This window comes from Agrobacterium tumefaciens, from assembly GCF_009649785.1.
Lineage (GTDB): Bacteria > Pseudomonadota > Alphaproteobacteria > Rhizobiales > Rhizobiaceae > Agrobacterium > Agrobacterium tumefaciens.
The window spans coordinates 1-11,903 of record NZ_WJOK01000039.1 but is presented as its reverse complement, the minus strand read 5'-3'; the positions used below and the strand labels follow the sequence as shown (position 1 = coordinate 11,903).

Annotated in this window: 8 protein-coding genes; 4 read left to right on the top strand and 4 right to left on the bottom strand. The window is 59.1% G+C overall.

Features of this window, described 5'->3' with window-relative positions:
• Positions 1 to 25 precede the first annotated feature (25 nt).
• Complete coding sequence (locus GH784_RS25805) at positions 26 to 1,423, bottom strand: MATE family efflux transporter (protein ID WP_065702326.1); 1,398 nt, start codon at positions 1,421 to 1,423, stop codon at positions 26 to 28.
• A gap of 329 nt (positions 1,424 to 1,752) precedes the next feature.
• Between GH784_RS25805 and mcpU the strand changes: the two genes are divergently transcribed.
• Both mcpU and GH784_RS25795 read left to right on the top strand, forming a co-directional pair.
• Positions 1,753 to 3,843, top strand: a complete 2,091-nt coding sequence (gene mcpU / locus GH784_RS25800; protein ID WP_065659165.1) for a methyl-accepting chemotaxis protein McpU — start codon at positions 1,753 to 1,755, stop codon at positions 3,841 to 3,843.
• 200 nt (positions 3,844 to 4,043) lie between these two features.
• Complete coding sequence (locus GH784_RS25795) at positions 4,044 to 4,523, top strand: DUF2938 domain-containing protein (protein WP_065702325.1); 480 nt, start codon at positions 4,044 to 4,046, stop codon at positions 4,521 to 4,523.
• A 40-nt stretch (positions 4,524 to 4,563) separates the two neighbouring features.
• On the opposite strand, the gene ypfJ is transcribed toward GH784_RS25795, so the two are convergent.
• On the bottom strand, positions 4,564 to 5,493 hold the full coding sequence (ypfJ, locus tag GH784_RS25790) for a KPN_02809 family neutral zinc metallopeptidase (protein ID WP_003513383.1): 930 nt from the start codon (positions 5,491 to 5,493) through the stop codon (positions 4,564 to 4,566).
• A gap of 95 nt (positions 5,494 to 5,588) precedes the next feature.
• Positions 5,589 to 6,077 (bottom strand): DUF2306 domain-containing protein, encoded by a 489-nt coding sequence (locus tag GH784_RS25785; protein ID WP_019565241.1) that lies wholly within the window; start codon positions 6,075 to 6,077, stop codon positions 5,589 to 5,591.
• 48 nt (positions 6,078 to 6,125) lie between these two features.
• Here GH784_RS25785 and GH784_RS25780 point away from each other — a divergent pair, with 48 nt between their 5' ends.
• Entirely contained in the window at positions 6,126 to 6,992 is an 867-nt protein-coding gene (locus tag GH784_RS25780; protein WP_065702324.1) for a LytTR family DNA-binding domain-containing protein, read from the top strand.
• Between the two features lie 156 nt (positions 6,993 to 7,148).
• A complete protein-coding gene (gene carB, locus GH784_RS25775; protein WP_065702531.1) occupies positions 7,149 to 10,637 on the top strand; it encodes a carbamoyl-phosphate synthase large subunit in 3,489 nt (1,162 codons plus the stop codon).
• Between the two features lie 83 nt (positions 10,638 to 10,720).
• On the opposite strand, the gene GH784_RS25770 is transcribed toward carB, so the two are convergent.
• Positions 10,721 to 11,860 (bottom strand): GGDEF domain-containing protein, encoded by a 1,140-nt coding sequence (locus GH784_RS25770; protein WP_153793965.1) that lies wholly within the window; start codon positions 11,858 to 11,860, stop codon positions 10,721 to 10,723.
• Positions 11,861 to 11,903 lie beyond the last annotated feature (43 nt).

Below are 11,903 nucleotides of genomic sequence, written 5' to 3'. Positions count from 1 at the left end.
ATCAGGAAAAATATACGGCCCGCTTTCAGCGGGCCGTTTTCATTTCACGCTTCACCAGAATGACGAAACGTATAGTCAAGAGAACGGCCGCCGTCGAAAGGCCGATCACGAAACCGAACCAGACGCCACGTCCGCCAAAGCCGAGCGGAAAGGCCATGGTCCAGGCCAGCGCCAGCCCGATCGGCCAATAGGAAATCAGCGCCAGCATCGCCGGAATGCGCGCATCCTTCAATCCGCGCAGCAAACCTGCTGTCACAGCCTGGATACCATCGACCAACTGGAAGATGCCGGCGATCACCACGAGGCTGCTTGCGTAGGCAAGCACTTCCGCCGCTTCCGGCAACTTCGCGTCAAGAAACCACTTCGCCAGAAATTCCGGAACAGCCGCAAACAGGATGCCGCCGCAAACGGCAATGCCGCAGGCAATCGCGTAGACCATGATGGCGGCGCGCACGAGGTTCCTGAAATCACCCTGACCGAACGCGACACCGACCCTCACGGTCGCCGCCTGCGACAGGCCGAGCGGGATCATGAAAGCGATGGAGGCAAGCTGCAGGGCGATGCCATGCGCCGCAAGCTGCACGGTGCCAATCTGTCCCATCAGGATCGAAGCGGCCGCAAACAGCGTCACTTCGGCAAGGATGGTGATGCTGATCGGCAGGCCAAGGCGCAGCACTTCGAACAGCGCATGCCAGTCCGGCCGCCAGAAGCGCACGAACAGCTCGTATTTCCTGGTTTCCTCACGCGTCTGCACATAAGCGACGATGAAGATGAAGCTGAAGGCATTGACGATGACGGCAACGACAGCCGCGCCGTTCATGCCCATCACCGGCAATCCGAAATGGCCGAAGACCAGCGCATAGGCCATCAAACCGTTCATCACCAACATGATGATGGTGACATACAGAATGATGCCCGCACGGCCGATGGCACTGACAAGCCCGCGCAGCACGTAAAAAAGCAGCGCCGGCAAAAGGCCGAACTTGGCGATGGCGAGATAATGGCCGGTCAACGCCGCAACTTCGGGGTTTTGCCCGAGATAGACCAGAATGCGCTCGGCGTTGAAGAATATCGGCAGGGCAAGAACCCAGTACGCGATTGCAACCCACATGCCCATGCGCAGCGAGCGGCGGGCAGCTGTCGCATCGCCCTGCCCGTAAGCCTGCGCTACCATTGGCACCACGGCCACGGAAAATCCCGAGCCGAAAATGAAGACAACGAAGAAGAACTGCCCGGCCAGCACCATGGCCGCCAGCTTCTCAGCTCCGAGCTGACCGACGATGACCATATCTGTAGTGTGGATGCCAAGCTGCGCGAGCTGCGCACCGACAAGCGGAATTCCAAGCGCAAGCGTAGCCTTGAAATGCGAAAGCCACGACCCCGATCCAGAGGGAACGGTTTCTGCAACAACCGACGAAGACATTGTAATTCACCTGAATTTTGGCCATTGCCCGCGAATTGCGCAATGGCAGCAGGTGATGAATAAAATATTCCCTTCCTGCACGCAACCTTTGCGGATCAATGATCAAAATTTACGCAGAACGGGAATTTTACGTCCACTTGGGCCGAGACGGCCTGACATAAAACAAATTTAGCCGAATTTTACCATTTCACTTTACGCATTAGAATATCGCGAAGTTCTTTCAAACCATAAGCTGCATGACGCAGAATATTCCCGCCATTGAGGCATGTCTTTCCCATTATTTTCCAAGATGAGCCGAATGGGCACATCTGGTTCCAAGGACGTGTAGCTTGCCCAAAAAAACCAATCTCATGACGCGCATTCTGTTTGCGGCGTCATCGCTTGTCGTCGCCGCTTTTGCCGGCTTTTCCTTCTATATCGACAGTCTTCAACACCAGGTGACAACGCAAGCCGTGGCGGAAAATATCGATTCGTCCGGCAAGCAGGCAGCGCAAAGCATCGCCAACTGGCTGAACGGCCGCATCATGCTGACCGAAACGGTTGCGAAGACGCTCGCCAAGCTCCCAGATGACGACGCCAAGCTGCAGTTCCTCCAGAACGACGTGCTGACGGCTCAGTTCATGTCCACCTATTTCGGCAATGCCGAAAGCGGCAGTTTCACGACTTTCCCGAAATTGCCATTGCCGGAAGGCTACGACCCGCGCAAGCGCCCCTGGTATCTGGACGCCGTCAAGGCCGGCAAGCCAGTACTGACCGAGCCCTATAGCGATGCGTCGACCGGCGGCCTTATCATCACTGCCGCCATTCCCGTGTCCATCGACGGCAAGCTGGCCGGCGTGACGGGTAGCGACTTCTCGCTGGATTCGCTGGTAACGATGATCAAGTCGGTGGATGCCGGCAAGGATGGATACGCCTTCCTCGTCAGCAAGGACGGCAAGATCCTCATGCATCCCGATGCGAAATTCGTCGACAAGCCGCTGACCGATCTCTTCAAGGTTGATACACCGGCAATTTCTTCCGCGATTTCGCAAACCGAGATCGACGGCAAGGGCAAGATCACCAGCTTCATTCCCGTCGCCGGTCTGCCCTCGGTCGATTGGTATCTCGGTTTCGTTGTCGATTCCGACGTCGCCTACAGCGCGATCGGCCAATTTCGCCTCGCGGCAACCATCGCTACGATCCTTGCCGCCGCGATCATGATCGCCCTGCTGGCAACCGTTCTCAGCCGTTTCATTGTTCGCCCCGTCACGCAGATGACTGCTGCCATGGAAAGGCTTGCCGCCGGCAATCTAGATGTCGCCATTCCCGGCCAGGAGCGCAGTGACCAGATCGGCTCGATGGCTGCGGCGGTTGCCGTATTCAAATCGAACGCCACGGAACGTCTGCGTCTTGAGGGCGACGCCGAACAGAACCGCACGCTTTCCGAACAGGAGCGCAACGACCGCGAACGACTGGCGGCGAAAGACGCGGCCGACATCCAGTTCGCAGTCGATTCGCTGGCAAAGGGACTGACGCACCTTTCGAACGGCGACCTCAACTACCGGATCGAGACACCTTTCGTGACCCGCATCGACCGCTTGCGCGACGACTTCAACAACTCCGTCGCCAAGCTGAACGTTGCCTTGAGCACAGTCGGCCAGAATGCACGCGCAATCGATGCCGGTGCTGGAGAAATCCGCCAGTCTGCCGACGATCTGGCCAAGCGCACCGAGCAGCAGGCCGCCTCTGTCGAGGAGACTGCGGCCGCACTTGAGGAAATAACCACGACGGTCAAGGATTCCGCCCGCCGTGCCGAAGAGGTAGGCCGTCTGGTAGACCGCACGCGCAACAATGCCGAGCAGTCCGGCATCATCGTCGAGGACGCTGTTCGCGCCATGGAAGGCATCGAAAAATCGTCGTCGGAGATCAGCAACATCATTGGCGTGATCGACGAAATCGCCTTCCAGACAAACCTGCTCGCGCTGAATGCCGGCGTGGAAGCCGCCCGCGCCGGTGAGGCAGGCAAGGGTTTTGCCGTCGTCGCACAGGAAGTGCGCGAGCTTGCCCAGCGCTCGGCAAATGCCGCGAAGGAGATCAAGACGCTGATCAACGCCTCAACATCGCAGGTGCAATCCGGTGTCGATCTCGTCGGCAATGCCGGCAAGGCGCTGGAAACCATCGTCCGCGAAGTCCAGGAGATCAACCGCCACATCGACGCCATCGTAACGTCGTCGCGCGAACAGTCCACCGGACTTCAGGAAATCAACACCGCCATCAACACCATCGATCAGGGCACCCAGCAGAATGCCGCCATGGTCGAAGAACAGACTGCGGCAAGTCACGGCCTCGCCTCGGAAGCGGCGGCGCTCAACGAATTGCTTGCGCAGTTCCAGCTCGCCACGGCAACGCGGCGGCAGGCTGAATATGGGCGTGCCGCGTAGAGCGAGAATAGCTCACTGGTGAGACCATCGCACCGTTACCCCGGATCCAGCCCGGCATGACGGAGGAGACGTTTCAGTATTCATTATGGCCGGAGCGATCCGGCCATTTTTCTTGTCCGCCCTCAGCACGCGAAAAACCCTGTTCCCGCCACTCACACGATCAGCTAGAGCTTGGTCGATCATGATTTGCGGAGGGATCTATGCTGGATTTGATTTGGCGCGGTATTGCCATGGGGGTGGGTGGCACCGTGTTTATGGATATATGGGCGATTGTGCTGCACCGGTTTTTCGGCCAATCCGCCCCGAACTGGGCGCCGGTCGGCCGCTGGTTCTGGCATGTGCCGAAGGGCAGGATATTCCACGACAGCATCGCCACGGCTGAGCCCTACGAGCATGAACTGGCGCTCGGCTGGATTTCGCATTACGCCGTCGGCATTCTCTATGGCGTCATTCTTGCTCTGGTGGTCCCGGTCTCGTGGTTTTCAGAGCCTTCCTTCATTCAGCCTTGGATCGTGGGCATCGTCACGGTCGGCGCGGGCTGGTTCCTGCTGCAACCTGGCCTCGGCATCGGCTGGGCGGCATCGAAGACGCCGAACCCGAACAAGGTTCGCTTTCTCAACCTCGTCGCCCATACGATCTTCGCGCTTGGCATGTATGCCGTGGCGCTGTTGATGCGCTGAATAAAAAGGGGGCTGAAAAGCCCCCTCGTTCATTTGATTCTCAGATATTCGCCGAAAAGGTGTCGCAGTCCTCGACGCGTCCGTTCTGGAAGCCGCGCTTGAACCATTCCATGCGCTGCGCCGACGTGCCGTGGTTGAAACTGTCAGGCACCACATATCCTTGGGTCTGCTTCTGCAGGGTGTCGTCGCCGATCTGGTGGGCAGCGTTGAGCGCTTCCTCAAGGTCACCGGTTTCCAGAATGCCCTTCTGTTCGGTGAACTTGCCCCAGATACCGGCATAACAATCGGCCTGAAGCTCCACACGCACCGACATCTTGTTGGCGTCCACCTGGCTCATGGACTGGCGGCGGCGGTTGAACTCCGGCAAGACACCGGTCAGGTTCTGGACGTGGTGGCCCACCTCATGCGCAATAACGTAAGCCTGCGCGAAATCGCCAGACGCGCCGAAACGCTTGTCCAGTTCACTGAAGAAACTGGTGTCGAGATAGACCTTGCGGTCACCAGGGCAATAGAACGGGCCGCTGGCCGCAGAGGCAGAACCGCAGGCAGACGCAACCTGCCCGGAAAACAGCACAAGGGTCGGTTTCTGATAGGTCTCGCCGGCGGACTGGAAAATGCCGCTCCACGTATCTTCCGTCTCAGCCAGCACGGTGCGCACGAAAGCCGTCGTCTCGTCGGACGATTGGCCCTGCGGCCGAGTGCCCGCCTGCTGGCCGGATTGCTGCGTGGTACCGCCCCCATCCAGTGAAATGTCTCCGCCCGAAAGCAGCGTCAGCGGATTGATGCCAAGCACCCAGCTTATCAGCAGGATCAGCAGAAGACCGCCAATGCCGATGCCGCCGCCGCGGCGCCCGATCGGCACGCGCATTCCGCCACGCGAAAAAGGATCGTTGCCGGATGGCCCCGATCCCGCCGACATGCCGCGCCGATCCTCGATATTGTCCGACTGGCGGCGCCCTCTCCATTCCATGCTTTTCTCTCCGCAAACGTCGCCTCAACAGGCAACCTTATAACGGCACTATAATACATCTTGTTCCGGAAGAAAGCGGAGGTGGGTGCATTCGTTCAGGAGGCTCGCCGCCTTTGCGTGAAGACGGTCAGAGACAGCAGGGCAAACGCGAACACGCCCGCGAAAAGCACCACAAGACCCGGCTGACCGTCACCGAAAGCAACCTCGTGAATGATCCGCCCCGGAACGAAGGTGAAACCGCCTGCGATGACGATACCGCCGAGATAAACACTCTGCATGATCCTCATATGGCGCCTGATTTCGCCCCTGCGCGCGAAAAGGACCGATTGCAGACAGCCATATATGGTGAGAACCGATAAAAGATGAATCGGGCTGAAACCGTAAAACACCCTCAATTCATGAATGAAGAAGGTCGAAACGGACGTCATGACCATCAGCGTCACCCAGATCCTGCCGAGTAGCCGGTGGATGGCGGTTCCTTTGGGGCGAAGGAAAATGAAGGCGCCGAGAATCGCGGCCGGAACAACGGTGGCGACATGGAATTGCACGGCAAGCGGTGCGTCTAGCAAAGGCTGAAGTGACATGGTGAAGCGTTTTGACCCGGTTGAAATTATCGCTAACTTCGGCAAAACATGCGCGAAAGAAAAACGCATTGGCGTCAACCGCAGGAAAACTTCGTGGATCACCTCTCTTTGCAGTCCACGCTTCGTGAAATGCACGCCATCCTGCAATCGCGCAGACTGTGGCTGACCTTCCTTGCCATATTGGCGATCTTCATTCTGACCGGCCCTTTCGGGACAAGTGAGACCATGAGTTTCGCCGACCGGCTGCTTTACTGGACAATCGTTCAGGCTGGCGCATGGACGTTCGCAATATCCTTTTCCATCCTCGCCAACACCATCCTTGCCAGCAGCATTGAAAATATGCTGACACGCATGATGATCGGCTCGCTGACGGCAGCCCTGCCCATCGGGCTGCTGCTTTCCATCATGAACCAAATCTTTTCCGGCAGGGAAATGGGTTTCGCCGCCTTTCTGAAAAGCAGCATGTCGGCCCTGCCGCTCTGCGCCATCTTTTGCCTGCTGAGCTACCTCACGGCCTGCCAGTCACGCGCAACGGCAACGGATGCCGTTGCGGACCCGAATGGAGATGCCAAAGGTCAGGTGAAAAGCATCGCGCCGCTGCTGGAGCGGCTTCCGCCGCAAAAGCGCGGAGAATTGCTGCGGCTGTCGGTGCAGGACCACTATACCGAAATCGTCACCACGCGCGGCCATCAGCTCGTTCTGCTGCGTTTTGCCGATGCGCTGAAAGAAATAGGCCTCACGGAAGGCTTGCAGGTGCACCGTTCCCACTGGATTGCCATTTCCGACGTCGTCTCGTTGCGTAAACAGGCTGGCCGTCTGCACGTCATTACAAGAGACGGTTCGGAAATACCCGTCAGCCGCTCCCATAGCGCGGCCGTGCAGGCCCGTTTCGCCGCGCATACACCGGCGGGTTAAGAGTTTCTGTCGATTCCGGAATTTATGGGGTTCCGTTCTCAAAAACATTTGCCTATAAGCCGCTTCTAGCCTGAAAACTTTGAATTGCGCGCCCCGGCCGGTGATCTTTCACCCTGGCTGGTGTTTTGCGCAACCAAAACGCGGAACGAGAGAGCCATGCCGAAGCGCCAAGATATCAAGTCCATCCTCATCATTGGCGCAGGACCGATCGTCATCGGCCAAGCATGTGAATTCGACTATTCCGGCACCCAGGCCTGCAAGGCGCTGAAGGAAGAGGGTTACCGGGTCATTCTGGTCAACTCCAACCCGGCCACCATCATGACCGATCCGGGCCTTGCCGACGCAACCTATGTCGAGCCGATCACCCCGGAAGTTGTTGCCAAGATCATCGCTAAGGAACGCCCGGACGCGCTGCTGCCCACCATGGGTGGCCAGACCGCGCTCAACACCGCGCTGTCCCTGAAGCGCATGGGCGTTCTCGACCGCTACAATGTGGAAATGATCGGCGCCAAGCCCGAAGCCATCGACATGGCCGAAGACCGCGCCCTCTTCCGCGAGGCCATGGCTCGCATCGGCCTCGAAACGCCGAAGTCCATGCTGGCCAACGCCACTGAAATCAAGGACGCCGACCGCAAGAAGCACGAAGCTGCCCGCGCCGAACTCAAGGCGAAGCTTTCCGGTACGGAACTGGACAAGGCGCTGGACGATCTGGAAAACCAGTGGAACCTTGGCGAGACCGACCGCAAGCAGCGTTACATGGCGCATGCGATTGCAATCGCCGCCCAGGCGATCGACCATGTCGGCCTGCCCGCCATCATCCGCCCGTCCTTCACGCTCGGCGGCACCGGCGGCGGCATTGCCTATAACCGCTCCGAATTCTTCGACATCGTCTCGGGCGGCCTCGACGCTTCGCCGACCACCGAGGTGCTGGTCGAAGAATCGGTTCTCGGCTGGAAGGAATATGAGATGGAAGTGGTCCGCGACACCGCGGACAATTGCATCATCATCTGCTCCATCGAAAACATCGATCCGATGGGCGTCCACACCGGCGATTCCATCACCGTTGCGCCAGCGCTGACGCTGACCGACAAGGAATACCAGATCATGCGCAACGCCTCGATTGCGGTGCTGCGTGAGATCGGCGTGGAAACCGGCGGCTCGAACGTGCAGTTCGCCGTCAACCCGAAAGACGGCCGCCTCGTCGTCATCGAAATGAACCCGCGCGTTTCGCGCTCGTCCGCTCTCGCCTCCAAGGCAACCGGCTTCCCGATCGCCAAGATCGCCGCCAAGCTCGCCATCGGCTATACGCTCGACGAGCTGGAAAACGATATCACCGGCGGCGCGACGCCTGCCTCGTTCGAACCGTCGATCGACTACGTCGTCACCAAGATCCCGCGTTTCGCCTTCGAGAAGTTCCCGGGCGCCTCGCCGATCCTCACAACGGCCATGAAGTCCGTCGGTGAAGTCATGGCCATCGGCCGCACCTTCGCAGAATCGCTGCAGAAGGCGCTGCGCGGCATGGAAACCGGCCTCACCGGTCTCGATGAAATCGAAATCCCCGGCTTTGAAGAGGGCGAAGGCTCCAAGAACGCCATCCGCGCCGCCATCGGCACGCCGACGCCGGATCGCCTGCGCATGGTCGCCCAGGCGCTGCGTATGGGAATGACGGAAGAAGAAGTCCACGAAAACTCGAAGATCGACCCCTGGTTCATCGCCCAGTTCAAGGCAATTGTGGACATGGAAGCCCGTGTCCGTGAGCAAGGCCTGCCGCAGGACGCAGAGAACCTGCGCATGCTCAAAGCCATGGGCTTTTCCGACGCCCGCCTAGCAATTCTGACGGGCAAGCGCCCGAAGGAAGTGGCCGAGCTGCGCAACAGCCTCAATGTTCGCCCGGTCTTCAAGCGCATCGATACCTGCGCGGCAGAATTCGCCTCGCCCACCGCCTACATGTATTCGACCTATGAAATCCCCTTCGTCGGCGCCGCCCGCTCTGAAGCGCAGGTTTCCGACCGCAAGAAGGTCGTCATCCTCGGCGGCGGTCCGAACCGTATCGGCCAGGGCATCGAGTTCGACTATTGCTGCTGCCATGCTGCCTTCGCGCTGAAGGATGCAGGCTTCGAAGCGATCATGATCAACTGCAACCCGGAAACGGTTTCGACCGACTACGACACCTCCGACCGCCTCTATTTCGAACCGCTGACGGCCGAAGACGTGATCGAGATCATGCGCGCCGAACAGGAAAAGGGCGAACTGGTCGGCGTCATCGTGCAGTTCGGCGGCCAGACGCCGCTGAAGCTGGCCGAAGCGCTGGAAAAGAACGGTATCCCGATCCTCGGCACCGCGCCTGACATGATCGACCTTGCCGAAGACCGCGACCGCTTCCAGAAGCTGCTGATGAAGCTCGACCTCGCCCAGCCGAACAACGGCATTGCCTATTCGGTTGAACAGGCGCGCCTCGTCGCTTCGGAAATCGGCTTCCCGCTGGTCGTGCGTCCTTCCTATGTTCTGGGTGGCCGAGCCATGCAGATCATCCATTCGGAAGGCCAGCTCCAGACCTATCTGCTCGACACGGTTCCGGGCCTCGTGCCAGAGGACATCAAGCAGCGTTACCCGAACGACAAGACCGGCCAGATCAACACCCTGCTCGGCAAGAACCCGCTTCTGTTCGACAGCTACCTGACCAACGCCGTCGAAGTCGACGTCGATGCACTGTGCGACGGCGAAAACGTCTTCGTGTCGGGCATCATGGAGCACATCGAAGAAGCCGGTATCCACTCGGGCGACTCGGCCTGCTCGCTGCCTTCCCGTTCGCTGAGCAAGGAAACCCTCGACGAGCTGGAACGCCAGACGACGGCGCTTGCAAAGGCGCTCAACGTCGGTGGCCTGATGAACGTTCAGTACGCGATCAAGGACGGCACGATCTACGTTCTCGAAGTCAACCCGCGTGCCTCCCGCACGGTGCCCTTCGTTGCAAAAACCATCGGTGCGCCGATCGCCAAGATCGCTGCCCGCGTCATGGCCGGCGAAAAGCTTGATGCGGCGATTGCCGCTTACGGCAAGAAACCCGATCCGCGCAACCTGAAGCACATCGCCGTCAAGGAAGCCGTTTTCCCCTTCGCCCGCTTCCCCGGCGTCGACATTCTGCTCGGACCGGAAATGCGCTCGACCGGCGAAGTCATCGGCCTCGACACCGATTTCGCACTCGCCTTCGCCAAGAGCCAGCTCGGCGCCGGCGTCGACCTGCCGCGCTCCGGCACCGTCTTCGTCTCGGTGCGCGACGACGACAAGGACCGCGTGTTGCCCGCAATCCGTATTCTGGTCGAGAGCGGCTTCAGGGTACTGGCAACCGGCGGCACCCAGCGTTTCCTTGCTGAACAGGGCATCAACGCCGAGAAGATCAACAAGGTGCAGGAAGGTCGTCCGCATATCGAAGACGCCATCCGCAACCGGCAGGTCCAGCTGGTCATCAACACCACCGACAGCAACAAGGCGATTTCCGACTCGAAGTCGCTGCGCCGCGCAACGCTGATGCAGAAGGTGCCATACTACACGACGATGGCCGGTGCCGAAGCAGCAGCCCTTGCCATCAAGGCGCTTAAGGCCGGCAATCTGGAAGTGAAGCCCTTGCAGAGCTACTTCCTGTAAAATCAGCCGCCAGCGAAGATCATGGAAACGCCGCGGGTCATGCCCGCGGCGTTTTGCATTGTCTCACAAAAAGTTCAAAAGCCTCACGCCGCCAGGGCTTCGCGCACGCAATTGCGCCCATCCGTCTTGGCGCGGTAAAGGGCGCGGTCCGCCATTTCCGCCAGGGTCTGAAGATCGCAGCGCATATCGCCGCTGGTTGCGACGCCGATGCTGATCGTCACGCCGACACGCAAACCGCCGCAATCGACTTCGGTTATCGCAATCGCATCGCGAATGCGTTCTCCGATCATGCAAGCCTTTTGAACACCGGCACCCGGCAGGAAGATGATGAACTCCTCGCCACCGTAACGCGCCAGCACGTCACCACCGCGTATGCTGCCGCCGATACGCTTCGCGACTTCCTGAAGAACGCTGTCGCCGACGGCGTGGCCGAAGCGGTCGTTGATTGATTTGAAGTGGTCGATATCGAGCAGCATCGCCGCATCGTTGGGACCCGGCACCGCCGGCATGGCCTGGAAGAAAAAACGACGGTTCTTGACGCCCGTCAAAGGATCGGTGTTGGCGAGAACCAGCAATTTGCGCTCTGACCGCTCGGCTACCAGCATCATCACGAACAGCGCAATGGCGAAGTTCAACATGATGATCAAGAAAAACGCATTGACCAGATCGATGGCGGCGTATTGGGGCAAAAGCACGCTCTTTGCCACCGACAACGAAATCAGGCCGGAAATACCCGTAATCGCGCCCAACGCGAAGCGGGACAGGAGTGGCTCCTTGCGCCACCGCGCAAAAAGCCCGCCCGCTCCCGCAAGATAGGCCACAGCCGCACAACCGTTGAACAGGGCCGCACGATAAGCGTTATTGTCAGCCACCTGCTGTGCAAGGACAATTGCCAGCAAGGCAATCAAACAGACAGCTGATACTGTCCCCCTGCTGGCAGCACGTCCATCGCTCACGATTTTCAGGCCAAGCCAGATCAGCGCATAACCCACGATACCGAAGACGATGCTGCCGAATTGCCACAAGGCCGGAGACATTATTCCCCATTCGCCGTACCCAGCGACCGTGGAGCCGGCAGCCATGGCTGCGAAGCCTGCTGCAAGAGCTGTCGGGCCGTGCAAACCACGATTTGTGAGCTTCAGATATATAAAACTCAGCATTCCAACAATGTAAGAACACTTTTGCATCAGTATCACTGTTGCAAGATCTAGCTCGCCGAGCATCATACATCCACGCAATGAATAAATATAAATATCTGAATTATGG

Bases quoted from the DNA above. Each gene is read 5' to 3' on its own strand.
- GH784_RS25805 (WP_065702326.1), bottom strand. From the start codon at position 1,423: ATGTCTTCGTCGGTTGTTGCAGAAACCGTTCCCTCTGGATCGGGGTCG.
- GH784_RS25795 (WP_065702325.1), top strand. From the start codon at position 4,044: ATGCTGGATTTGATTTGGCGCGGTATTGCCATGGGGGTGGGTGGCACC.
- ypfJ (WP_003513383.1), bottom strand. From the start codon at position 5,493: ATGGAATGGAGAGGGCGCCGCCAGTCGGACAATATCGAGGATCGGCGC.
- GH784_RS25785 (WP_019565241.1), bottom strand. From the start codon at position 6,077: ATGTCACTTCAGCCTTTGCTAGACGCACCGCTTGCCGTGCAATTCCAT.
- GH784_RS25780 (WP_065702324.1), top strand. From the start codon at position 6,126: ATGCGCGAAAGAAAAACGCATTGGCGTCAACCGCAGGAAAACTTCGTG.
- carB (WP_065702531.1), top strand. From the start codon at position 7,149: ATGCCGAAGCGCCAAGATATCAAGTCCATCCTCATCATTGGCGCAGGA.
- GH784_RS25770 (WP_153793965.1), bottom strand. From the start codon at position 11,860: ATGCTCGGCGAGCTAGATCTTGCAACAGTGATACTGATGCAAAAGTGT.